The organism is Streptomyces sp. NPDC045470 (assembly GCF_040646595.1).
Classification (GTDB): domain Bacteria; phylum Actinomycetota; class Actinomycetes; order Streptomycetales; family Streptomycetaceae; genus Streptomyces.
Genome location: NZ_JBEZAN010000003.1, coordinates 868,933 through 892,949 on the forward strand (window position 1 = coordinate 868,933; position 24,017 = coordinate 892,949).

Annotated in this window: 20 protein-coding genes; 13 read left to right on the plus strand and 7 right to left on the minus strand. The window is 73.0% G+C overall.

Going from position 1 to position 24,017, the window contains the following annotated elements; translation table 11 throughout:
• Window positions 1–169 precede the first annotated feature (169 nt).
• A complete protein-coding gene (locus AB0A97_RS14010; protein ID WP_361148838.1) occupies window positions 170–796 on the minus strand; it encodes a type III effector protein in 627 nt (208 codons plus the stop codon).
• Window positions 797–922: 126 nt separating this feature from the next.
• On the opposite strand from AB0A97_RS14010, the gene AB0A97_RS14015 reads away from it, so the two are divergent.
• The 3 genes from AB0A97_RS14015 to AB0A97_RS14025 all read left to right on the plus strand — a co-directional run bounded on the left by AB0A97_RS14015 (window position 923) and on the right by AB0A97_RS14025 (window position 2,356).
• Window positions 923–1,354, plus strand: coding sequence for an Hsp20/alpha crystallin family protein (locus AB0A97_RS14015; protein ID WP_361148840.1), 432 nt, complete (start codon window positions 923–925; stop codon window positions 1,352–1,354).
• 100 nt (window positions 1,355–1,454) lie between these two features.
• Window positions 1,455–1,850: a DUF2267 domain-containing protein gene (locus AB0A97_RS14020; RefSeq protein ID WP_361148672.1), complete on the plus strand. Its 396-nt coding sequence runs from the start codon at window positions 1,455–1,457 to the stop codon at window positions 1,848–1,850.
• Between the two features lie 62 nt (window positions 1,851–1,912).
• Complete coding sequence (locus AB0A97_RS14025; RefSeq protein ID WP_361148674.1) at window positions 1,913–2,356, plus strand: DUF2267 domain-containing protein; 444 nt, start codon at window positions 1,913–1,915, stop codon at window positions 2,354–2,356.
• A gap of 518 nt (window positions 2,357–2,874) precedes the next feature.
• On the opposite strand, the gene AB0A97_RS14030 is transcribed toward AB0A97_RS14025, so the two are convergent.
• On the minus strand, window positions 2,875–3,597 hold the full coding sequence (locus tag AB0A97_RS14030; RefSeq protein WP_361148676.1) for a class I SAM-dependent methyltransferase: 723 nt from the start codon (window positions 3,595–3,597) through the stop codon (window positions 2,875–2,877).
• Window positions 3,598–3,650: 53 nt separating this feature from the next.
• Complete coding sequence (locus AB0A97_RS14035; RefSeq protein WP_361148678.1) at window positions 3,651–6,194, minus strand: SpoIIE family protein phosphatase; 2,544 nt, start codon at window positions 6,192–6,194, stop codon at window positions 3,651–3,653.
• Between the two features lie 365 nt (window positions 6,195–6,559).
• Here AB0A97_RS14035 and AB0A97_RS14040 point away from each other — a divergent pair, with 365 nt between their 5' ends.
• Together AB0A97_RS14040 and AB0A97_RS14045 are read left to right on the plus strand one after the other, a co-directional pair.
• Window positions 6,560–7,501, plus strand: coding sequence for a helix-turn-helix domain-containing protein (locus AB0A97_RS14040; protein ID WP_361148842.1), 942 nt, complete (start codon window positions 6,560–6,562; stop codon window positions 7,499–7,501).
• A gap of 108 nt (window positions 7,502–7,609) precedes the next feature.
• A complete protein-coding gene (locus tag AB0A97_RS14045) occupies window positions 7,610–8,458 on the plus strand; it encodes a carbohydrate-binding protein (RefSeq protein WP_361148680.1) in 849 nt (282 codons plus the stop codon).
• Between the two features lie 88 nt (window positions 8,459–8,546).
• On the opposite strand, the gene AB0A97_RS14050 is transcribed toward AB0A97_RS14045, so the two are convergent.
• Together AB0A97_RS14050 and AB0A97_RS14055 are read right to left on the minus strand one after the other, a co-directional pair.
• On the minus strand, window positions 8,547–10,910 hold the full coding sequence (locus AB0A97_RS14050; RefSeq protein WP_361148844.1) for an MFS transporter: 2,364 nt from the start codon (window positions 10,908–10,910) through the stop codon (window positions 8,547–8,549).
• 392 nt (window positions 10,911–11,302) lie between these two features.
• Window positions 11,303–11,749, minus strand: coding sequence for an SRPBCC family protein (locus tag AB0A97_RS14055; protein ID WP_361148682.1), 447 nt, complete (start codon window positions 11,747–11,749; stop codon window positions 11,303–11,305).
• Window positions 11,750–12,051: 302 nt separating this feature from the next.
• Between AB0A97_RS14055 and AB0A97_RS14060 the strand changes: the two genes are divergently transcribed.
• A complete protein-coding gene (locus AB0A97_RS14060; protein ID WP_361148684.1) occupies window positions 12,052–13,080 on the plus strand; it encodes an Rv2578c family radical SAM protein in 1,029 nt (342 codons plus the stop codon).
• Between the two features lie 38 nt (window positions 13,081–13,118).
• Here the strand turns inward: AB0A97_RS14060 and AB0A97_RS14065 are convergent, their stop codons facing one another.
• Window positions 13,119–14,015 carry a GNAT family N-acetyltransferase gene (locus AB0A97_RS14065; RefSeq protein ID WP_361148846.1) on the minus strand — a complete coding sequence of 299 codons (897 nt, stop codon included), beginning with the start codon at window positions 14,013–14,015 and terminating at the stop codon, window positions 13,119–13,121.
• A 129-nt stretch (window positions 14,016–14,144) separates the two neighbouring features.
• Here AB0A97_RS14065 and AB0A97_RS14070 point away from each other — a divergent pair, with 129 nt between their 5' ends.
• Window positions 14,145–14,738, plus strand: coding sequence for a GNAT family N-acetyltransferase (locus AB0A97_RS14070; protein ID WP_361148686.1), 594 nt, complete (start codon window positions 14,145–14,147; stop codon window positions 14,736–14,738).
• Here AB0A97_RS14070 and AB0A97_RS14075 read toward each other — a convergent pair.
• On the minus strand, window positions 14,705–15,331 hold the full coding sequence (locus AB0A97_RS14075; RefSeq protein ID WP_361148687.1) for a HEAT repeat domain-containing protein: 627 nt from the start codon (window positions 15,329–15,331) through the stop codon (window positions 14,705–14,707). The genes AB0A97_RS14070 and AB0A97_RS14075 overlap by 34 nt on opposite strands.
• A 356-nt stretch (window positions 15,332–15,687) precedes the next feature.
• Between AB0A97_RS14075 and AB0A97_RS14080 the strand changes: the two genes are divergently transcribed.
• From AB0A97_RS14080 to AB0A97_RS14105, 6 genes are all read left to right on the plus strand, one after another.
• Window positions 15,688–17,556, plus strand: a complete 1,869-nt coding sequence (locus AB0A97_RS14080) for a 3-hydroxybutyryl-CoA dehydrogenase (RefSeq protein WP_361148689.1) — start codon at window positions 15,688–15,690, stop codon at window positions 17,554–17,556.
• Window positions 17,557–17,692: 136 nt separating this feature from the next.
• A complete protein-coding gene (locus AB0A97_RS14085; RefSeq protein WP_208870156.1) occupies window positions 17,693–18,499 on the plus strand; it encodes a TetR family transcriptional regulator in 807 nt (268 codons plus the stop codon).
• Window positions 18,500–19,149: 650 nt separating this feature from the next.
• Window positions 19,150–20,487 (plus strand): crotonyl-CoA carboxylase/reductase, encoded by a 1,338-nt coding sequence (gene ccrA / locus AB0A97_RS14090; protein ID WP_361148691.1) that lies wholly within the window; start codon window positions 19,150–19,152, stop codon window positions 20,485–20,487.
• A complete protein-coding gene (locus AB0A97_RS14095) occupies window positions 20,369–22,534 on the plus strand; it encodes a protein meaA (RefSeq protein WP_361148848.1) in 2,166 nt (721 codons plus the stop codon). The genes ccrA and AB0A97_RS14095 overlap by 119 nt, the downstream gene beginning before the upstream one ends.
• Entirely contained in the window at window positions 22,531–23,490 is a 960-nt protein-coding gene (locus AB0A97_RS14100; RefSeq protein WP_361148693.1) for a CoA ester lyase, read from the plus strand. The genes AB0A97_RS14095 and AB0A97_RS14100 overlap by 4 nt, the downstream gene beginning before the upstream one ends.
• A 5-nt stretch (window positions 23,491–23,495) precedes the next feature.
• Window positions 23,496–24,017 (plus strand): MaoC family dehydratase, encoded by a 522-nt coding sequence (locus AB0A97_RS14105; protein WP_361148850.1) that lies wholly within the window; start codon window positions 23,496–23,498, stop codon window positions 24,015–24,017.

Here is a 24,017-nt window from a genome sequence, read left to right on the forward strand (position 1 = left end):
GCCGCCGGGTTCTCGTTCAGCACCAGGGGGCCCTTCCCGCAGAGGCCCTGACGCCATGCCCCCGAGACGAGAGGCCCATGGACGCCGAGCTGTGAGTCGGCACCAGGTCTCCGTTCGTTCACCCGCGGCGGAGGCCGGCCGGGCTGCCGGTGCGGTGCGCCGGGCGGGGTCAGGGGGGTGCGAGGGTGTCGAGTCGGGCGGTCAGGTCGGGGTGGGCGGCGGCCAGGTGGGGGCGGGCAGCGGCCAGGGGGGCGATGAGGTCGGCGGGGTCGTCCTGGGCGAGGGCCGCGTGGAGCTTGCTGAGCGGGCGGCTGGCGGCGGCGGGAAGGTCCGTGAGGGCGGTGATCTGCCCGGCGAGGCGGCGCAGGTCGGCTGCGTTGCGGCGGGCCCAGGCGGCGGTGCTGCGGTCGGCGGCCCGGGCCTGGCGGGTGGCCTGGACGCGCTGCTCGCCGGTGGTCCCGGCGGGGCCGGGGCGGCCGCGCAGGTAGCGGCGCTCGGCGGCCTGGCGGCTGGCGACACCGAGAGGGTGGGCGAGGTCTGCCCAGCTGGCGCCCGCGTCCCGGGCCGTTTCGATCAGGCCGGTCTCCCACCCGGCGAGCTGCTCGCGGACCTGCCGCAGCAGCGACAAGGAGGCCAGGGCCTGTTCCGGGCCGGGAGTGTCGGAGGCGTCGGGGGGCTCGTGCTGGGCTTCGCGCAGGGCCTCGTCTATGGCGCTGAGGGCGGCCGCGGCGGCGAGGAACGAGGCCGGGCTGCGGGCGTCGGTGCTGGGCGAGGACGGCTGGTGGGCCGGGGTCACGGACACCTCCTTAGTTGTCATCAGGTGGACGACACCGCGTTTGTCATCCATTGGATGACATGTTACAACGGTGCCAGTGAGGCGCATTGGCAGCAACTGCCTGAACCTGCTGGAGGTGTTTTCACGATGTTGATGCGCACCGATCCCTTTCGTGAGCTCGACCGGCTGACACAGCAGCTGACGGGCCCGGGCACCTGGACGAGGCCGTCGGCCATGCCGATGGACGCCTCCCGCGAGGGCGACGAGTACGTCGTGGCCTTTGACCTGCCCGGCGTCACCACGGACGCGATCGACATCGACGTCGAGCGGAACCTGCTGACGGTCAGGGCCGAGCGCCGGCCGGCGACGAAGGCCGACGACGTGCAGGTGGAACTGTCCGAGCGGCCGCTGGGCGTCTTCTCCCGACAGCTCGTGCTCGCCGACACCCTCGACACCGAGCACATCAAGGCCGACTACGACGCGGGCGTGCTCACCCTGCGCATTCCGATCGCCGAGCGCGCCAAGCCCCGCAAGATCTCGGTCAGCGCCGGGTCCGGCCGCAAGGAGATTCCCGGCTGACACCGGCCGGACCGGTGCGGAGGACGGGTGCCTGGTCTCCCCTCGCCCCGCCCTCCGCACCCCGTGGGCAGTCCGAAGGACGAGAAGGGGGCCGGCCGAGATGACTCTGCGACGCGCAACGTTCCTTGAGCACGTGCAAGAACGCGGTGAGTACGGCACTACGCAGGAAGCCGAGCGCGCGGCCCGTGTGGTGCTCGCCCTGCTGGGCGCGCATCTGGTCGGCGAGGTCCGCGCCCAGCTCGCCGCACGCCTGCCGGAGGACTTCGCCCTGATCCTCCTCAATCCGCTCCAGAGCGCCGAACCGCTGTCCACGGAGCGGTTCGTCCGGGCGACCGCTGCCTGGATCGAGGGCGCCACCGAGCAGACCGCGACCTGGGACGTCAGCGCCGTGCTGTCCACGGTCGCCGACACGGCCGGCGACGACCTGCTGGAACAGATCCTGCTTCAGCTCCCCGCCGGCTACGACCTCCTCTTCGGCCGCCCCCAGCCCCTCTGACCCACCCCTCGGTGCCCACACCGGCACCTCCCCTCCTGGCTCCACGAAAGGCATGCACCGCAGTGATCACCGACGTGCGCGTACCGCATGAGCACCAGCAGCCGCACGGGGCGGCGTACGAGCAGATGCTGGAGAAGGTCCGCTACGAAGGCGCCTACCCCACCCGCGAGAGGGCCGAGGAAGCTGTCCGCCTGGTCCTTGCGGGGCTGGGACGCCAGCTCACCGGCGACGAACGCGTCAGCCTGGCCGCCCGTCTGCCCCTGGAGGCCGCACAAGTCCTGACAGCGCAGATCCCCGACGCCCAGCCGCTGACCGGATGGGCCTTCGTCAAGGACCTCGCCGCCCGCTCCGGCGCCTCTCTGGCCACCACCCGCTGGGACACCGGATCCGTCTTCGCGGCCGTCGCCGCCCACGCCGGACCCGACCTCATCACCCGCATCCTCCACCAGCTCCCCACCGGCTACGCGCTGCTGTTCGGCCGCGCCGAACTCACCCAGGCCGCGTAAACAGGCGCCCGGCCCCGGGGCCGCCCACTGGAACACCCGCTGTCTCGCACCGCCCCCGGCCGCCCGGCGCCAGGAACCGCATCAGCCGCCCGCCGCCCGTAGGCAACCGGCGTGGCCTGTGACTGACTCACGGCCGCAGGACTTTCCGACCTGCGTCCAGCCCCGCACGGCGGTCTCAGCCTGAGCCTCGAAGCGATGTTCAGTTCGTCGACGCCGGGCGGCCCACGCCCAGGGCCGGGAGGCCTGCGGCAGCGTGCCGGGGAGCCAGGAGGAGGTCTTCGTAGGCATGGTGGTGGCGAGTGGCGCGGCGGTTGGTGCAGGAGGCGGGCGGTACGGTCAGGCCGGCCGGCACCGATGAGGGCGCGGGCGAGCTGGAAGGTGTGGGAGATGCTGACCATTCCGCCGGGCGCGGGCGTGGTCGGTGTCGACGCGGCGGGCGGGGCCTCCCCGGCCAGCAGCAGACGTCAGTTGCCCGCGGAGCGCGCGCCGACGTCTTCGTGGGCGAGTTCCTTCGGTGGTCAGCCCGCCGCGCCGGCCACCAGCCAGTTCGTGGGGATCTCGATGCGGGAGCCGTCCGCCCGGTACTCGGTCGTCGTCAGCGGGAGCCGGCCGGTGGTGATCACCCGTAGCCCGTGGGCGGCGAGCAGTCCGGGGACGACCGAGTCGGCCATCTCGCCGGGCTCGATGCCGTGCGCGAGGACCGCGCGCAGCTTGTCCGGCGGGCCGTCGGGGCTCTGCGCCAGCGAGGCGAAGACGTCCCTGGACGCCTCGGCCGGTTCGACGGCGAAGATCCGGCCGCGCCGGCCCAGCAGCGTCGCCACGTTCCGCACGATCCGGGGCCGGTCCTCGGCGGCGCACTGGTGCAGGACCCCGCGCAGGTACACGTTGACGTCGCCCAGTTCGCCGTGCAGGGCGCGCACGGCCGCCGGGTCGGCGGCGTCCAGGCACCGGTATTCGGCCAGGCCCGACGGGTCGTCCGCCCGGGCGCGGGCGACGGCCGCCGCCGAGAGGTCGACGCCGATCGCGCGCGGGCAGCGCCCCGCCAGGAAGCGGGTCTGGGTGCCGTTGCCGCAGCCCAGATCGACGACCGGCAGCGCGGCGTCGAAGTGGGCGGCGAAGAGCGGCAGGTGGAGTTCGGCCGTCAGCGAGGGGTCGGAGTCCCAGAAGACCTCGCCCGCACCGGCGGGGGCGTCCCGCCAGAAGCCTTCCCAGGCCCGCAGGTAGTGGCTCGAAGCGCTCATGGCCCATTGCTACTGCGGCGCGCGAGGCCCCCGCAAGACTGTTGACCGTTCTTTCATGCGCCGTTGCGGACCGGCGTACGCCCGTCGCGCGGCCAATTGCTTCCGGTACGTGACAGAGTCTGCTCGAACCACACTGTTTTGCCGGTCGCCGTCCGGCTCGTGCCCCACTCCCGCGCGAGCCTGCTGACCACCCGCAGCCCGCGCCCGAACTCGTCGTCGTCCGCCGCGCTCAGCATCTGCGGCAGCGCGTGGTCGTCGTCCGACACCTCGCACAGCAGGGCGTCCGTCCGCACCAGCCGCAGCACCACGTGCTGGGTGTGCGCATGCCGTACGGCATTGGTGACGACCTCGCTGACCAGCAGCTCGGCGGTCTCCGAGGCCGCCTCCAGCCCCCACTGCGCCAGCCGGCGGCGGACCAGGCGGCGGGCCCGGCCCGCCTCGCGCGCGTCGATGGCCAGCCGCCACTCGGCGACGTCCTGCGGGGCGATGCCGTTGAGCCGCGCCATCAGCAGCGCCACGTCGTCCTTGCGGCCGCCGCGTACGTTCAACGCGCGGATGATGGCGTCACAGGCGTCGTCCATGGACGCGGCCGGGTGGGCGGCGGACTCGGCGAGCGCCGCCAGGCCCACGCCTATGTCCTCGCCCCGCACCTCTACCAGGCCGTCCGTGCACAGCACCAGCCGGTCGCCCGCCGCCACCGGGACCGTGACCGCCTCGAAGGGCACACCGCCGACGCCGATGGGCGCGCCCGTCGGCAGCTCCAGGAGCTCGCTGCGGCCGTCCACGGCCCGCACCAGGACCGGCGGGATGTGCCCGGCGTTGGCCATCACCAGTTGCTGGCCGATCGGGTCGTAGACCGCGTACAGACAGGTGGCGAGGTAGGTGTCGCCGAGCCGCTGCGCGAGGTCGTCCAGACTGCGCAGCAACTGGGCCGGGTGCATGTCGATGGCGGCCATGGTCTGCACCGCCGTACGTAGCTGGCCCATCATCGCGGCGGAGTTCAGCCCGTGGCCCATCACGTCGCCCACGACGAAGGCGGTGCGCGACCCGGGCAGTTTGATGGTGTCGAACCAGTCGCCGCCGACCCGGCCGAGGCGGGTGCCCGGCAGGTAGCGGGTGGCCGTGTCGCAGCCGGCCATCCGCGGCGCGATGTGCGGCAGCATGCTGTCCTGGAGCGTCTCGGCGACGTTCTCCTGGTAGGTGTACATCCGGGCGTTGTCCAGGACGAGGCCGGCCCGGGCGGCCAGTTCGGCGCCGGTGACCCGGTCCATGTCGTTGAACTCCATCCGCTCCGGGTGGCGCAGCAGGATCATGAAGCCCAGGACCACGTTGCGCGCCTTGAGCGGGACCACCAGCAGCGAGCGCCGGTTGATCAGCGGACTGATGTCGCGCTTCTCGAACTGGGCGGCGATCGCGTTGCCCAGCTCCTCGCTGATGCGCGGGATCAGCACCGGCTCACCGGTGGTCATGCACTGGAAGAACGGTGTGTGCACCGGGAAGGGCATGGACTCGCCGACCGGGACGACGTCGTCCCAGCGGCCCGGCTCGTCGTTGTGCTCCACCGCGACGCGGTGCCACATCGTCGTGGCGTCCGGCGGGCCGTCGGGGAAGCCCTCGCCCGCGATGACCTGTTCGCGCAGGTAGGTGCCGGCGACGTCCGTGAAGCGCGGTACAACGGCCTCGCTGACCTCCTGGATGGTGTGGGCGAGGTCCAGGGACGAGCCGATCCGGCCGCTGACCTCGTTCAGGAACTCCAACCGCTCGCGTACGGCGGCGTATTCGAGGTCGGACTCCAGCTCCGCCGCGGCCTCGGCGGCGGAGCGCGCGTCCTGGGCGCCGCTCGCGGCCCGCTGCAGCCGGGCCCGCCGCTCCACCCGGCGCGGCACGCCCCAGTCCGGGGTCACCGGGAAGCGCTCCTGCTGGCTGACCTCCAGCACCGGGTAGCCCAGCGCCAGCACCTGGGAGACGATCCGGGCGCTCTCCTGAGGGCTCATGCTCGGCAGGATCTGCGGAAGTTGGGCGGCCAGCACCTCGGACTCCTCGAAGTCCGTGTGCAGCGCGAAGCCGGGGGCGAAACGCTCGTTCTCCGCGGCGGCGTCGTCGGCCCCGGCGGCAGTGGCGCCGGCGCCGCCGCGGCCGTGCAACCGGTCGGCGTCCGCCGCCAGCACGAGCAGCCGCTCCGCACCGGGGCCCACCAGCGGATACGCCCACCACAGGAGATCGACCGCGCCGCGCTCCACGTCCGCCATACGGGCGCGCCCCGCGGTGGGGTAGCCGGCCCGGCCGCCCAACGTCGCCTCCAGGCCGGGCCCGTCGCTCCGCCCGCCCGCCGGCTCCTCGTCCCAGCCCCGTGCCGGCCACTCCTCCTCGCCGAGCGCGCCGGAGACCGGCATCAGATCGACGGCGGGCGTCCCCACCGCCTCCTCGCGGGAGGGTCCGAAGAGCCTGCGCGCGCCCGTGCTCCAGTGGGAGACCAGTCCGTCGCCGTCCACCACCACAACGGCGAGCGGGATCCGCCCGGGCACGGTGTCCCGCGGCGCCGGCACCTGAGGCACCGCGCCCACCCTGTCGTCGCCGTGCGACGGGCCACGCTCCATGGGCGGTTGCTCCTTCGTACACCGATCTTGCACCACCGCTACCACGGTACGACCGTGGGGTGACAGCGCGGGCCGCATTCACCGAATAGGTGGTGCGCCCCGCGTGAACGACCATGGCGCAAGGCGATCGGTCGCCCCGGGCGCCGCTGCCGCCCCTTCCCGCACCGGTCGAGCCGAACCGTTCCTGCCGGTTCCGGCGGCGGTCTTGCGGGCGTCCGTATGGTGAGGACGTGCCCAGACGGACCGAACAGGTGACCGCGGGGGCCCGCCGGACCGCCGCCCGCCGGGCCGGGCGGCGGGCGGGCCCCGCACCGGACGTCTTCGCCCCGCGCGGCGGCAACGACCAGGCCGACGGCCCCGTACCCCTGCACCGCCTCGACGTGCCCGCCCCCCATCTGCTGCCCTTCGCCATCGGCTCCTTCGACACCATCGGCCCGCTCTCCCGGGCCGGCTTCCCGCACCGGCACTCCTTCCACGAGATCGTGTACGTGACGGGCGGCACCGGCACCCACGTCCTCGACGAGGACCGCCGGCCGCTGTGCCCGCCCCACCTGTGCTTCATCACACCGGGCCAGGTGCACTACTGGGACCGCGTGCGCGGCCTGCGCGGCTGGGTGGTCCTGTTCACCGACGACTTCCTGCTGGCCCACCCCGGCGACCGGGACGCGCTGGCCCGGCTGGGCGAACGCCCGTGGCTGCGGCCCGGCCCCGACGACGCGGCGCGGCTGTCCGGCCTGGTCGGCGAGATGCTGCGGGAGTACGGCGAGCGGGCCCCGTCGTTCACGTCGGTGCTCCAGGCGCAGTTGCACATCCTGATCGCCCGCGCGCTGCGGATGTCCGTACCGCAGGGCGCGCCGGGCCCGGACGGCGCACCCGGTACCGGCGACGCCCGCGCCGGGCGTACGGACTTCGTGTCCGGCCGGTCCGCCCTGGTCGCCCGGGAGTTCACCCGGCTGCTGGCGCGGCCGGGCTCCCTGGGCCGGTCCGTGCGGTCCTACGCCGACGAACTGGGCGTCTCCGTAGGGCATCTGACCGAACTGGTCAAGCGCGGCACCGGCCGGACCCCGGGCCGGCTGATCCGGCACGCGCAGACCGTGGAGGCCAAGCGGCTGCTGTCCGGTTCCGAGCTGACGGTGGCCCAGGTGGCCCGCCGGGTGGGGTTCGGCGACCCGGCGTACTTCTGCCGCTTCTTCCGCCGGGAGACGGGCCTGAGTCCCGGCGACTTCCGCCGGGCCGCGGGAGACACCGGAGGAATTCACCATGACCCCGGTGCCGAGTCCATCGCAGCGCCGCGACGGCCCGAATAGCGTCTGTCGCCGTCAGCCAGCCCCCGAGGCGAGGACGGCCCCGGCTCCCGCTGTCACCCCCGTGACCGGCGCCGCCCCGCCCTTCCCCCCTGCTCACAGGAGCGCCCGATGGACGACGAACGCACAGAAGGCACCGAGCCGGTGCAGGACAGCGGTCCGCGCAGACGGATCAGCCGCAAGAACGTGCTCAAGGCCGCTGTCGCCGCCGTGCCGTTGCCGATGCTGCTCGGCGGCGTCGCCCTGGCCCGCGACACCAAGCCCTCCGAAGGTCCGCTCACCCCCACCCCGTACTGCGACGACGGCGACGACCCCACCCCGCCGCAGACGGAAGGCCCCTACTTCAAACCGAACTCGCCTCTGCGGGACTCCCTGATACAGCCCGGTACGCAGGGCACCCGGCTCACCGTGAGCGGGTTCGTCTTCGGGCTGACCTGCCAGCCGCTGGCCAACGTGCTGCTGGACTGGTGGCAGGCGGACGTCAACGGCGCGTACGACAACGTGGGGTTCCGCTTCCGCGGGCACCAGTTCACCGACCAGCGCGGCGCGTTCAAGCTCACCACGATCGTGCCGGGCCTCTACCCGGGCCGCACCCGGCACCTGCACGTGAAACTCCAGGCACCGAACCAGCCGATCCTCACCACGCAGCTGTACTTCCCCGGCGAGCCGCGCAACAACACCGACCCGATCTTCAACCCCGCGCTGCTGATGAACGTACGGCAGAACGGGTCGGCCAAGGAGGCCTCGTTCGACTTCGTCCTGCGGGTGCGCGGCGGGACCACCCCCACACCGACGGGCCAGCCGACCGAGCCGCCCGGCGGCACCTGGTCCGCCGGGACCGACTACCGCGCGGGTGACCAGGTCACCTACGGCGGCGCCACGTACGCGTGCCTCCAGCCGCACACGGCGCGCGCCGGATGGGAGCCGCCGGCCGTTCCGGCGCTGTGGCGCCGCACCTGATCCGGGACACCGGTGTCCGGCCCGCGTACCCGGGCCGGGCAGGCCGGTGCCGGTCCGTGGGGCCGGCACCGGCCGGGCGAGCGGCCGGTCAGTCCCCGTACCCGAGCTGGAGGTCGCGCTCGGTACGGCCGCCGCCCGTGACCTGGAGGACCGTCGCCACCGGTGGATAGCCCGCCGCGACGACGGTGTACTCGCCCGCCGACAGGTCGACGAAACGGAACAGCCCGTCCGGCCCGGTGGCCGCGGAGTCCACCACGTTGCCGGCCGCGTCCAGCAGCGTGACCCGGGCGTCCTCGACGGGTCGCCCGCCGCCGGACCGTACGGTGCCGCGCAGCACCGCGCCGCCCGCCAGCTCGATGTCCTGCCGGGTCTCCCGGGCCGACCCGACGGTGACCGGCAGGGCGGCGGGTCGGTGCGCGGGGGAACTCGCGGCGAGGGTGTACTCGCCGGCCACCAGCTCCGTCAGGACGTAGCCGCCCTCACGCCCGCTGCGCCCGGTGGCGACGACCTCGCCGCGCACGTCGGTGAGCGTGACCGCCGCGTCGCGCACCGGCGTGCCGTCCGCCGTGGTGACCGCGCCGGACAGCCGTCCGGCGCCGCCGAGCAGCAGGTCGAGCCCGACCGGCCGCTCACCGACCGTGACGGCGACCGCCTGCGGCCGGTGTCCGCCGGCGGCGGCGATCAGCACGTACGCACCGGCGCCCGGCGCGCTCAGCGCGTACCGGCCGTCCGCCCCGGTCGCGCCGCGCGCCACCTGCCGGCCGTCGGTGCCGACGAGGGTGAGGGCGGCGTGCGGGACCGCGCTGCCGTCGCGGTGGCGGACCGTGCCGCTCATCGGGACGGCGGGCACGTACGGGTCGGCGGCGGCCGGTGCCCGCGGCGTGCGGTCCGGTTCCGGACGCTCCGGCGGGCCGGGCACCGCCGCCTCGGTACGGGCCTGCGGCACGGAGAGCGCGTCCCGCTGCCCGGCGGGCGGGGGGATCGGGACGGGCGGGACGGGTGAGGCGTGGGTCACCAGGGATTTCTCTTTCAGGAGGACGGCGAGCAGCAGGCCCAGAAGGAGCACCGGCAGGAGGTAGAGGAGGACGCGCGGCACGGTGTGCGCGTAGGCCGCGGCCGGGCTGTCGCGCAGCACGGCGGGCAGGGCGCCCAGCAATCCCGGGACGAGTGACTCCGGTTCGGCGGCGTGCCGCGCGGCCCCCGGCAGGCCGGTACCGGAGTGCCCGGCGAGCCGGTCGGCGAGAAAGGTGAGGAAGAGCGCCGCGCCGACGCAGCCGCCGAACTGCCGGAGGGTGGTGTGGGTTCCCGTGCCGCCAGGGGTGACGGTGGCGGGCCCGGCGCGCCGTACGGAGTCGCGTACGGCCAGCACGAGCACCGGCAGTACGCAGCCGACGCCCAGGCCCAGCAGTCCCGTCCCGAGGCCGTGCACGGGCTGCCCGGCGTCCTGCGGCACCCGGCACAGCAGCCACACCGCCCCGCCCGCCAGCGCGCAGCCCAGGACCGGGAACGCGCGGTGGCGGCCGGTACGGCGGGCGAGGTGAGCGCAGAGGACCGCGCCGAGCGCGAGACCGGCCGTCGCGGGCAGCATCAGCAGGCCCGAACGGGCCGGTGACGCGCCGTCGGCCACCGGCAGGAAGGTCGGCACGTACCCGGCGACGCCGAAGAGGGCGACGCCCAGGGCCGCGCCGACCAGCCCCGGAACGGCGAACACCGTGTCCCGCACGAGGCGGAGCGGCAGCAGCGGGTCGGTGCCGAAGTACTCGACGGCGAGGAACAGCAGAGCGGTGCCGAGCGCGCCCAGCCCGAGGCCGACGACGACCCGCGAGGTCCAGGCGTGCTCCGTACCGCCCCAACTCACGGTCAGCGCGAGGCAGGTGGCAAAGGCCGCGAGCAACAGCAGCCCCGCCAGGTCGAGTCGGCCCCGTACGGCAGGCTTGGGCAGCCTCGGCACGAACGCCGCCACGAGCAGCGCCAGGACGCCGAACGGCGCACCGGAGAAGAAGCACCAGCGCCAGGAGGCGTGGTCCGTGAGGTAACCGCCGAGCAACGGCCCGGCTGCGCAGGCGAGTCCGCAGGCGGCGCCCGCCCCCGCCATGATCCGGCCACGCAGGCGCGTGGGTACGAGGCTCGCGACGACCGCCTGCACACCGATCAGCAGCCCCCCGGCCCCGGCCCCCTGGAGGGCACGGAAAGCGGTCAGCTCCCCCAGGGAGTGCGACCGGCCGGCCAGCACCGAGCCGGCGGTGAACAGGGCCGCGGCGAGGACCAGGGCGGCTTTGCGGCCGAAGGCGTCACCGAGCTTGCCGTGCAGCGGCAGACCGGCCGCCGCGGCGAACAGGTACGCGGTCACCACCCAGGACACCGTGTCCGGGCCGCGCAGGTCGCCCGCGATCCGCGGCAGCGCGGTGACGGCGACCGTCGCGCCGAGGGCGCCGGGCAGCAGGGTCGTCAGCAGCCCGGAGAGGAGGACCGGCGCCCCGCGGGGGCCCGGCGGGCCGCCGTCCTCCGCCCAGGCCGGACGGATGTCCGGTGCCGCCGCCCACCGCCCCTGTTCGGTCAGGGTGGTACCGCCCACGTAAAGCTCCCCTCGTCACGCCTGCGCCGCCGCCCCTTTCTCGCATCGGGGACAACGGCGTTCAAGCGCGGCGAGCGGCGGTGGACGGGGCGGCACGGGGGCCAACTGCGGTTCCGGGGACGCCCGTCCGGCGCCCATCAGGCGTTTCCCGGAGGTGGCGGTACGTTCCGGCACGGACGGCGGGCCGACGGAAACCACCCGAACCGGTGAGCGTGCCGCGCCCCTCCCGGGGGCGCGGCACCGCCCGGTCCCCCGGCGTCAGCGCCGGGTCACTTCTTCTCCGTCTCCTTGGCGAGGTTGGCGAGCAGCTCGTCGTAGATGCGGCCCAGTCCCTTGGGCGCGAAGGTCCGCTCGAAGAAACCGCCGACGCCGCCCGCGCCCTGCCAGGTGGTGGTGACGACGACGTTGGCGCGGCCCTGGCCAGCCGGGGTGACCACCCAGGTCGTCACCATGGAGGAGTTGCGGTCCTTCTCCACCAACTGGCCGTCGGTCGGCTCGTCGACCTCCAGCAGGCAGTCGCGCACCCGCTTGCTCGTGGCCTGGAGCTTCCAGTGGACGAGGGTGCCCTTGCCGTCGCCGCCCTCGCGCACCTCGTACTCGCTGAAGTGTCCGGGCAGCAGCTTCTGACGCGTACCGCTGTAGTCGGCGAGCGCGTCGAACACGTCTTCCGGGTCCGCCGCGATCTCGCGCTGCGTACTGGCCTCGACCTGGCCCATGTGTCTCTTCCTCCGGTGCTCGTCTGCTGTTCCCGCGGCCCGCGCGGGCCGTACCGGCGCCGCGCCGTGCCGCAGGACCACCACCTTAGGCGCGGCCGGGCCCCCGCAACGCCGCGGTCGCCCTGCCTGCTCCCGGCCCGGCGGCGCGCCCGGGACGGTTTGACACACATCGAGCGAACGTATGTTCTATTATCGCGTTCGAACCGCGCTTCCGGGCCCCCCACGGCCCCGGGAGCCCGGCCGGAATCGCAGGAGACGCAGGAGCACCACCCGGGGGGCCGAGGGACTCAGGAGGAAGCGCGATGCGCTGGGAGAATCTGGGCGAACAGTCCGCCGCCCTCTTCGGCACGGAGGTCGTCAGCCGCACGGTCGACACCCCCGAATTCCGTGGGATCACCTTCCACGAAGTACGCGCCCGGTCGATCGTCAACCAGGTGCCCGGCGCGTCCCGGATGCCGTTCGAACGGACGGTGAACCCGTATCGCGGCTGCTCCCACGCCTGCGTGTACTGCTTCGCCCGCAAGACGCACGGTTACCTCGACCTCGACACCGGACTGGGCTTCGACTCCCAGATCGTGGTGAAGGTCAACGCGCCCGACCTGCTGCGCCGCGAGCTGGCCGCGCCACGCTGGCGCGGCGAGCACATAGCCATGGGCACGAACGTCGACTGCTACCAGCGCGCCGAAGGCCGTTACCAGCTCATGCCCGGCATCCTGCGGGCCCTGCGCGACCACGCCAACCCGTTCTCCGTGCTCACCAAGGGCACCCTGATCCTGCGCGACCTGGAGCTGCTGCGGCAGGCCGCCGCGGTGACGGACGTCGGCGTCTCCGTCTCGGTCGGGTTCGTCGACCGGGAGCTGTGGCGCACCGTCGAGCCCGGCACCCCGGCGCCGGAACGCCGCCTGGACGTGGTCCGCACCCTGGCCCGGCACGGCATCCCGGCCGGGGTGCTGATGGCGCCGGTGATCCCCTTCCTGGGCGACTCCCCCGAGCGGCTGCGCGCCACCGTCCGGGCCGTCGCGGCCGCCGGCGCCACCTCCGTGACCCCGCTCGTCCTGCACCTGCGGCCGGGCGCCCGCGAGTGGTTCCTGGCGTGGCTGGCACGGCACCACCCGTACCTGGTCCGCCGCTACGAGCGGATGTACGCCGACGGCGCGTACGCCCCCAAGTGGTATCAGCGCCGGATCACCCGCCAGGTCCACGAACTGGCCGCCGAACACGGTATCGGCCCCGCCCGCCCCGGCGAGTCCCGGCGCATCCCGGTACCGGCGGCCGACGCCGCCCCGGGGGCCGCGACCGCGCCCGGACACACCCAACTGGCGTTGCTCTGAGCCGCGGACCGGTCACGGTGCTCGGCGGGGCCCCGGTATCAGTCCCGGATCCCCTCCCTGCTCCCGTCTCGGCTCTCGTCCCGGTACCGGTCCCGGATCTCCGGGAGCCGCCGGAATCCGGCCGCCGTGTAGGTGGCGACGGCGCCCGCGTTGGAGCTCGGGGTGCAGACGACCGCGCTCGACGAGCCGAGGTGCCGGAGGGCGGCCGCCGCGGCGACGGTGATCGCCTTGCCGTGGCCGCGACCGCGATGTTCCGCGTGCACGCCCATCGGTTCGAGCAGCCCCGGCCTCCCCGGGCCGGCCGACCACACCGTCACCGCCGCCACCGCGTCGCCCCGGTCGTCGTACGCGACCAGGCACCGGGCGTCGGTGTACGGCGTCCCGGCCGCCATCGCGCGCCAGTTCCCGTCCGTGAACGTCGACCCGTCGAACGCCGCCCGCTGCACGGCGGCCCGTACGGACGCCTGCCCCGGCCCGGCCACCTCGATCCGTACGCCCGGGTCCTCGACCGGCTGCGCCAGGTCGCGACGCAGCGGCGTCCACGGCTCGGCGGTGCCCCAGCCGTCCTCGGCCAGCAGATCATGGAGCGGCGCGCCCGCCGGTGCGTCGACGCGGGCCTTCCCCGCCGCCAGGACGCCGCGCTCCGGGCGGGTCACGTCCTCGGCCAGCCGCCGCGCCAGTTCCCCGTCGCGCCGGGCGTCCGGCGCGATCGCCAGCCGCAGCAGCCCGGGACCGTCCAGCAGCCCCACGGCGAGCATCCGTCCGTCCCGGCTCCAGGTCCGGACCGCCGCGGCCGTCGCCGCCGCGCCGAACCGCCGGAACCAGCCCAGGTCCCCCGGATGCAGTTGCATCGGCGCCCGGTCGTCCTGCCACTCCCGCAGGGCGGCCACCGCCTCGTCCAACCCGTCGACTCCCGGCTTGCCCAGCACCACCATCGCCATGCCTCGCATCCCACACCACCGCGCCGGCTCCGCGCACCCGAATTGGGGTGGGCGTGCGCTCCTCGCGGCCGGTGCCGGTAAATGACCGGTGGCCGAAGAACTCCGGAGCCTAATCTGTCGGCCATGGCGGAACCGATACGGATACGGGACATGGAACAGGCCGACATCGACGCCGTGGCGGCCATCCGGGTACGCGGCTGGCAGACCGCCTACGCGGGGCTGATGCCGCAGGCGTACCTGGACGGGCTGAGCGCCGCCGAGGACGCCGCCGCGCGCCGGGAGTTCTTCGCCGCGGCGCCGCCCGAGGTGGTCAACCTCGTGGCGGAGCAGGACGGCACCCTGATCGGCTGGGCCGCCTTCGGGCCGGCCCGGGCCGAGGACGGAGCACCGCCGCCCCCGGCGTCCGAAGGCGAGTTGTACGCCCTCTATCTCCCTCCGGAGCGCATCGGTACGGGTATCGGGCGCGCCTTGACGGACGCCTGCCTGGCGCGCGCCGGGCGGAACGGTTTCCGTGCGCTGCGTCTGTGGGTGCTCAAGGGCAACGCGCGCGCCCGGCGCTTCTACGAGCGCGCCGGCTTCCGGGCCGACGGCGCCGAGGAGGCGTACGAGGTCGCGGGCGTCGCCGTACCCGAGGTGCGCTACCGGCGGCCCCTCCCGCCCGCCGACGCGCCCGCTGCGGGCTCTCAGGGCCCGGCCCGCTCCTCCGGCTCCTCCTGAACGCCCAGGCGGGCCAGGGAGGCGGCTGCCGCGGCGGCCAGGCGGGGGTGGTCGCGGGCGGCGGTGAGGGCGGGGACCGCGCGGCGGTCGCCCAGGGCACCCAGCCCTTCGACGCAGGCGAGGGCCACGCGCCAGTACGGGTTGTGCGCGGTGAGCAGGCGTTCCAGGGTGGCGATCAGGGCCGGTACGGATTCGGGGGCGCGCAGTTCCGCGAGCAGGCGGACCGGGTGCAGGGCGTAGGCGGTGCGCAGCGGGTTGGTGGCGAGCGCGGCGGCGGCGCGGGCGGTGCGGGGGTCGCCGAGGCGGCCGAGGGCGTGGGCGGCGGTGGCGCACCGTACCGGGTCGCGGTAGTTGAGCAGCAGGACGAGGGTCTCGAAGGCGCGGCGGTCGCCCGCGGCCCCGAGGATGAACGCGGCGATCTCGCGGGCCCACAGCGGGCGCTCGACAGCGGTGAGCACCTGGGCCAGTTCCTCGCGCCCCGCCGTGGTGTTCTTGCGGGCCAGCCCGAGGAGCCTTTCGTACGCGACGAGGTCCTGCGGGGAGCGGAGTTCGGCCCGCACCCGGTCCGTCAACTCGTGGAATTCATCTTCCATTTGCCACTCCCCTCCGGCGGATTCCTCACGGTACGTCCGACGTGGCCCGGGCCACAGCCTAAATCCCCGCGCCACCCCTGGCGCTCCTGGTTACCGGCGAGTTAATCTGCTGGGCACGGGCAGCACCCCTGCCCGGGCGGCCTGGTGACGCAGCCGCCACAGCGTGCAGTCGGTTCGGCGTCCAGCACGGCGCTCACGGCGCGGCCCCGGGACAGGGCCCGCCGCCGCAACACCCGCCTCGTACCTGCCTCTTGCCCAGGTGCCCGGCCCCTCCTCAGTCGTCACTTCCCGCCTGCGCTCACGGGCTCCGCTCCTCGGGGACCCTGCGCACGGGATCCACTCTCTGGAGTCTCGCGATGGACCGTAAGTCCACCCCTGACCTCTCAACCGATGTCTCCACCGTCCCCAAGGTCTCCACCTCCTCCACCGGCTCTTCGCCTGCCGGGCCGCCCCGGATCGCCACCGTGGCCGTCGTCGGTCTGGGCACGATGGGCACCGGCATCGCCGAGATCCTCACCCGCGCGGGCCGCGAGGTGATCGGCATCGACATCGACGGCGCCGCCGCCCGCCGGGCCGTCGCGGCGCTGGAGGCGTCCACCGCACGGGCCGTGCGCCGGGAGCGCGTCACCGAGCGCGAGCGGCAGGACACGCTGGCCCGCTTCCGTACGTTCCGCGATCTCCAGGCCGCCGCCGAGGCCGACCTCGTCATCGAGGTCGTGCCGGAGGAGTACGAGCTCAAGCGGCAGGTCTTCACCGCGCTGGACGGCATCGTGCGGCCCGACGCGGTCCTCGCCACCGGCACCAACGCGCTGTCCGTGACCCGGCTGGCCGCCGACTCGGCGCACCCCGAACGCGTCCTGGGCCTGCACTTCTTCAACCCGGCGCCGGCCATGAAGCTGGTCGAGGTGGTCTCCTCCGTCCTGACCGCGCCGACCGCCGTCACGGCCGTCACCGAGCTGGCCCGGGAGCTGGGCAAGGACCCGATCGCGGTCGGCGACCGGCCCGGCTTCGTCGCCGACGGGCTGCTGTTCGGCTACCTGAACCAGGCCGCCGCGATGTACGAGTCCCGGTACGCGACCCGCGAGGACATCGACGCCGCGATGAGGCTGGGCTGCGGCCTGCCCATGGGCCCGCTGGCGCTGCTGGACCTGATCGGCGTGGACACCGCGCGTACGGTCCTGGAGGCCATGTACACCGCCTCCCGCGACCGGCTGCACGCACCGGCGCCGATCCTGGGCCAGCTCGCCGAGGCGGGGCTGACCGGCCGCAAGGCGGGCCGCGGCTTCTACACGTACGAGGCGCCGGGCAGCGCGGGGATCGTGCCGGACGACCGGACGCCCACCGCGACCCACGACCTGGACACCGGGCGCACGGTGCGCAGCGTCGGGGTGGCCGGTTCCGGGACGATGGCGAGCGGGATCGCGGAGGTCTTCGCCAAGTCCGGCTTCCAGGTGGTGCTGGCGGCCCGCAGCCTGGAGAAGGCCGAGGCGGCCAAGGGGCGGGTCGCCACGTCCCTGGACCGCTCGGTGGCCAAGGGACGGCTGACCGCCGAGGCGCGCGACACCGCTCTCGCCGCGGTGACCGCCGCCGGGTCGCTGGAAGCCTTCGCCGACGTGGATCTGGCGGTGGAGGCGGTCGCCGAGGACCTGGGCGTCAAGCAGCAGCTCTTCGCCGCGCTGGACAAGGTGTGCAAGCCGGGCGCCGTGCTGGCCACGACGACCTCCTCGCTGCCCGTGGTGGCCTGCGCGCGGGCCACCTCCCGCCCGCAGGACGTCATCGGCATGCACTTCTTCAACCCGGCGCCGGCGATGAAGCTGGTGGAGGTCGTGCGGACGGTCCTGACCGCGGACGACGTGCACGCGACCGTGCGCGCGGTCTGCGCACAGGTCCGCAAGCACCCGGTGGACTGCGGGGACCGCGCCGGGTTCATCGTCAACGCGCTGCTGTTCCCGTACCTGAACAACGCGGTCAAGATGGTCCAGGAGCACTACGCGACCCCGGACGACATCGACGCCGCGATGAAGCTGGGCGGCGGCTACCCGATGGGCCCGTTCGAGCTGCTGGACGTGGTGGGCCTGGACGTGTCGCTGGCCATCGAGAAGGTGCTGCACGCCGAGTTCCGCGACCCCGGGCTGGCGCCGGCGCCGCTGCTGGAGCACCTTGTCGCGGCGGGCTGCCTGGGCCGCAAGACCGGCCGCGGCTTCCGTGAGTACGCCCGGCGCTGACGCGTGGCGGACGGCCCGGCCCACGGGCGGCGGATGGGGCGGGCTGCTGGAACCCTCCGGCGGCCCGCGCCCGCGCGAAGGGGCCCGTGCGACGGCTGATGCCGCAGGCCGCGGGAATATGCAGTACCGTCCCCACATGTCCCAGCCCGCCCGTACGCAGCCGTCCGACGGATCCGAAGCCACCACTCCCGGCACCCGAAGGGCCGCCGCCCAACGCCTGAAGATGCGCCGCGAACTGGCGGCCGCCGCGATGGAACTGTTCGCTGCCAAGGGCTACGAGGCGACGACGGTGGACGAGATCGCGGCCGCGGCCGGCGTCGCCCGCCGCACGTTCTTCCGCCACTTCCGCTCCAAGGAAGAGGCGATCTTCCCGGACCACGACGACACCCTCGTACGGGCCGAGGCCGTCCTGGACGCCGCGCCGGCGCACGAGAACCCGCTCGACACGGTCTGCCGCGGCATCAAGGAAGTCATGCGGATGTACGCGGCGTCCCCCGCCGTCTCCGTGGCGCGCTACCGGCTGACCCGGGAGGTCCCCACCCTCCGCGAGGCCGAGATCGCCTCGGTGGCCCGCTACGAGCGGCTCTTCACCCGTTACCTCCTCGGTCACTTCGACGAGGGCGCCCACCACGAGGGCGACGACGACCCGCTGCTGGCCGAGGTCGCCGCCTCCGCGGTCGTCACCGCGCACAACCACGTACTGCGGCGCTGGCTGCGGGCGGGCGCCGAGGGCGACGTGGAGGCACAGCTCGACCACGCCTTCGGGATCGTCCGCGCCACCTTCGGCACGGGGATCGGCGCGGGCCGCGGGCTGGGCGGGGACCACCAGGAGCCCCCGGCACGGGCCGCGAAGCAGGGCGAGGTGCTGGTCACCGTGGCCCGTACGGACGCGCCGCTGGACGAGGTCATGCGCACGATCGAGAAGGCCCTCAAGCAGCGGTGACGAGGAGAACTTTTGGCGTGCGCCATTCGCCTTGGCGCCCCGAATGCGTCGATCTGCCGGTTCCCTCGAAAGTGAGCAAAAACCCGCATCCGGCACGGTGAACGGGCAGGTCAGCTCCTGTGGTCCCCGCGCGTGCGGGGGTGGTCCCTGGGGAGCCGTCGAGGGCGTGGCCTTGGAGGGGTGGTCCCCGCGCGTGCGGGTGTGATCCCCGAGGAACGCGCAGGCGTCTCCGGAGAGCTCGGCAGCCCTGGCACTGGGGTGGCATACGCCACGTCCGGCGTCAGGGCTGCCTGGTGTCGCACACCCCTTATGGGGCGACATTTCACCATTACGGACAGCAGGCAAGCCGCTCATGCGTGCCCCCCAGGTGACATCTGAGAGAAATTGTTGGCACTCAGTGTCTTGTCGACTGGCACGCGGTGTCATACGTTGATGTTGTCCGGGCGGCCGGCGCGCGGAAGATCACCGGGTGCCGGCTGTCCCAGCAAGCCACTCGCGCCTGCCCGCCCGGACGCCTGCGTCACAGGCACCCTCACCGCGCTCACCAGCGCTGCCGGAACACCCTCAGCCGAACCGACGGCACCGCCTCTGCACCACCCCCGACGTTCCCTCAAGCCGTTTCCCTCGACTGGCTTCGCCGGAGGCACACCGTGAACCAGATACTTGACGCGATCCTCGCGCCAGAGAGCACCCGCGAAGACTTCGCCGCTCTGCCCCTCCCCGACTCCTACCGCGCGGTGACCGTGCACAAGGACGAGGCCGACATGTTCGACGGCCTCACCACCAAGGAGAAGGATCCCCGCAAGTCGCTCCACATCGAGGAGGTGCCGGTGCCCGAACTGGGCCCCGGCGAGGCCCTGGTGGCCGTGATGGCCTCCTCGGTCAACTACAACAGCGTCTGGACCTCGATCTTCGAGCCGGTCTCCACGTTCGCCTTCCTGGAGCGCTACGGCAAGCTGTCCCCCCTCACCAAGCGCCACGACCTGCCGTACCACGTCATCGGCTCCGACCTGGCGGGCGTCGTCCTGCGCACCGGTCCCGGCGTGAACGCCTGGAAGCCCGGTGACGAGGTCGTCGCGCACTGCCTGTCCGTCGAGCTGGAGTCCGCCGACGGGCACGACGACACGATGCTCGACCCGGAGCAGCGCATCTGGGGCTTCGAGACCAACTTCGGCGGTCTCGCCGAGATCGCGCTCGTCAAGTCCAACCAGCTCATGCCCAAGCCGGACCACCTGAGCTGGGAGGAGGCGGCGGCCCCCGGGCTGGTCAACTCCACCGCGTACCGGCAGCTCGTGTCCCGCAACGGCGCCGGGATGAAGCAGGGCGACAACGTGCTGATCTGGGGCGCCAGCGGCGGACTCGGCTCGTACGCCACGCAGTTCGCGCTGGCCGGCGGTGCCAACCCGATCTGTGTGGTCTCCAGCGACCAGAAGGCGGAGATCTGCCGGAAGATGGGCGCCGAGGCGATCATCGACCGCAACGCCGAGGGCTACCGGTTCTGGAAGGACGAGCACGAGCAGGACCCGCGCGAGTGGAAGCGCTTCGGCAAGCGCATCCGTGAGCTGACCGGCGGGGAGGACGTGGACATCGTCTTCGAGCACCCGGGGCGCGAGACGTTCGGCGCGAGCGTCTACGTCACGCGCAAGGGCGGCACGATCGTCACCTGCGCCTCCACCTCGGGCTACAAGCACGAGTACGACAACCGCTACCTGTGGATGTCGCTGAAGCGCATCGTGGGCTCGCACTTCGCCAACTACCGGGAGGCGTGGGAGGCCAACCGCCTGATCGCCAAGGGCAAGATCCACCCGACGCTCTCGAAGACGTACACGCTGGAGGAGACCGGGCAGGCCGCGTACGACGTGCACCGCAATCTCCACCAGGGCAAGGTCGGCGTCCTCGCGCTGGCACCCGAGGAAGGCATGGGCGTGCGCGACGCGGAGAAGCGCGCGCGGCACATCGACGCCATCAACCGGTTCCGGAACGTCTGATCCGGACGGACGGACCCCGAGAGTACGGACCAACATGACCGAACGTCACAAGGATCGTCCGTGGCTGATGCGGACCTACGCCGGGCACTCCACCGCTGAGGCGTCCAACGCGCTCTACCGGCGCAACCTCGCCAAGGGCCAGACAGGCCTGTCGGTCGCCTTCGACCTGCCGACGCAGACCGGTTACGACCCGGACCACGTCCTCGCCCGCGGCGAGGTCGGCCGGGTCGGGGTCCCCGTCTCGCACCTCGGCGACATGCGCCGGCTGTTCCAGGACATCCCGCTGGAGCAGATGAACACCTCGATGACGATCAACGCCACGGCCATGTGGCTGCTGGCGCTGTACGAGGTGGTCGCCGAGGAGCAGGGCGCCGACATCGCCGAGCTGTCGGGCACCACGCAGAACGACATCGTCAAGGAGTACCTCTCGCGCGGGACGCACGTCTTCCCGCCGGGACCGAGCCTGCGGCTGACCACCGACATGATCACGTACACGGTGGCGCACCTCCCGAAGTGGAACCCGATCAACATCTGCAGCTACCACCTGCAGGAGGCGGGCGCCACGCCGGTGCAGGAAATCGCGTACGCGATGAGCACCGCGATCGCCGTGCTCGACGCCGTACGGGACTCGGGGCAGGTGCCGCCGGAGAAGTTCGGTGACGTGGTCGCGCGGATCTCCTTCTTCGTGAACGCCGGGGTCCGGTTCATCGAGGAGATGTGCAAGATGCGCGCCTTCGGCCGCATCTGGGAGCAGATCACCCGCGAGCGGTACGGCGTCGAGAACCCCAAGCAGCGCCGGTTCCGCTACGGCGTGCAGGTCAACTCCCTCGGCCTGACCGAGGCGCAGCCGGAGAACAACGTCCAGCGGATCGTCCTGGAGATGCTGGCCGTCACCCTTTCCAAGGACGCCCGCGCCCGCGCCGTACAACTCCCGGCCTGGAACGAGGCGCTGGGCCTGCCCCGGCCCTGGGACCAGCAGTGGTCGCTGCGTATCCAGCAGGTGCTGGCCCACGAGTCGGACCTGCTGGAGTACGAGGACATCTTCGCCGGGTCGCACGTCATCGAGGGCAAGGTCGCGGCCCTGGTGGAGGAGTGCCTGGCGGAGATGGCCCGGATCGAGGAGATGGGCGGGGCGATGGCCGCCGTCGAGTCCGGCTACCTGAAGGCGCAACTGGTCTCCTCGCACGCCGAGCGGCGGGCCCGGATCGAGGCGGGCGAGGAGAAGATCGTCGGCGTCAACTGCTACGAGTCGACCGAGCCGAACCCGCTCACCGCCGACCTGGACACGGCCATCATGACCGTCGACCCGGACAACGAGGCGGGCGTGGTGCGGGCGCTGCACCGGTGGCGGGACGACCGCGACGAGGCGCGGGCGCAGGAGTCTCTGTCGGCGCTGAAGAAGGCCGCGGCCGGTGACACCAACCTGTTCGCCGCGACCCTCGAATGCGCCCGCGCGGGCGTCACCACGGGCGAGTGGTCCTGGGCCCTGCGGGACGTCTTCGGCGAGTTCCGGGCGCCGACCGGCGTCTCGGGCGCGCCGCTCGCCGTCACCGCGGAGGCGGGCACGCCGCTCGCCGCGGTCCGCGCCAAGGTCGAGCGGACCGCCGCCGACCTGGGCACCGGGCGGCTGCGGCTGCTGGTCGGCAAGCCGGGGCTGGACGGCCACAGCAACGGCGCGGAGCAGATCGCCGTACGGGCCAGGGACGCCGGCTTCGAGGTCGTCTACCAGGGCATCCGGCTGACGCCCGAACAGATCGTCACGGCGGCCGTCGCCGAGGACGTGCACTGCGTGGGCCTGTCGATCCTGTCCGGCTCGCACGCCGAGCTGGTGCCGGACGTACTGCGGCGGCTGCGCGAGACCGGCGACAACGACATCCCCGTGATCGTCGGCGGCATCATCCCCCACGCCGACGCGGCGGCCCTCCGGGAAGCCGGAGTGGCGGCCGTGTTCACCCCTAAGGACTTCGGTATCACGGAGATCATCGGCCGTATCGTCGACGAGATCCGTACCGCGAACAAGCTCGACCCTCTGGAGGTCCCCGCGTGACTGTCAACCGCCTTCGTCCCCGCCGTTCCTGCCTCGCGGTCCCCGGCAGCAACCCGCGCTTCCTGGAGAAGGCCCAGGGCCTCCCCGCCGACCAGGTCTTCCTGGACCTGGAGGACGCCTGCGCGCCGCTGGCCAAGGAAGGTGCCCGGCACACCATCGTGGACGCGCTGAACAACGGCGACTGGTCCGGCAAGACCCGCGTCGTGCGGGTCAACGACTGGACCACGCACTGGACGTACCGGGACGTCATCACCGTCGTCGAGGGCGCCGGGCAGAACCTGGACTGCATCATGCTGCCCAAGGTGCAGGACGCCGAGCAGATCGTCGCGCTGGACCTGCTGCTCACCCAGATCGAGACGACGATGGGCTTCGAGGCGGGCCGGATCGGCATCGAGGCGCAGATCGAGAACGCCAAGGGCCTGGTGAACGTGGACGCCATCGCCACCGCGTCGCCGCGCCTGGAGACCATCATCTTCGGCCCGGCCGACTTCATGGCCTCCATCAACATGAAGACGCTGGTCGTGGGCGAGCAACCGCCCGGTTACGGCGCGGACGCGTACCACTACATCCTGATGCGCATCCTGATGGCGGCCCGCGCCAACGACCTCCAGGCGATCGACGGTCCCTACCTCCAGATCAAGAACGTGGACGGCTACAAGGAGGTCGCCGGGCGCGCCGCGGCGCTGGGCTTCGACGGCAAGTGGGTGCTGCACCCCGGCCAGGTCGAAGCGGCAAACGAGGTCTTCTCGCCGTCGCAGGAGGACTACGACCGTGCCGAGCTGATCCTCGACGCGTACGAGTGGCACACCTCCGAGGCGGGCGGCAAGAAGGGTTCCGCGATGCTCGGTGACGAGATGATCGACGAGGCCAGCCGCAAGATGGCGCTCGTCGTCAGCGGAAAGGGCCGCGCCGCCGGCATGACCCGTACCTCGAAGTTCGAAGCCCCGGAGGCGTGAGCGCGATGCAGTTCGGCCGTACCTATGAGGAATTCACCGTCGGGGACGTCTACAAGCACTGGCCGGGAAAGACGGTCACGGAATACGACGACCACCTCTTCTGTCTGCTCACGATGAATCACCACCCGCTGCACATGGACAGCAACTATGCCGAGCAGACCACCGACTTCGGCAGGAATGTCGTGGTCGGGAACTACGTCTACTCGCTGTTGCTGGGGATGTCGGTGCCGGACGTGTCGGGCAAGGCGATCGCGAATCTGGAAATCGAGTCGCTGAAGCATGTGGCGCCCACTTTTCACGGGGACACGCTCTACGGCGAGACGACGGTGCTCGACAAGACGCCGTCGAGGTCCAAGAGCGACCGCGGGATCGTCCATGTGGAGACCAAGGGCTACAAGCAGGACGGCACCCTGGTGTGCGTCTTCCGGCGCAAGGTGATGGTGCCGACCGCCACGTACGTCAAGGAGCGCGGCGGGGAGCAGCCGGGCCGCCCCGAGCTGCGGGAACCGGCCCGTAAGGAGAAGTGA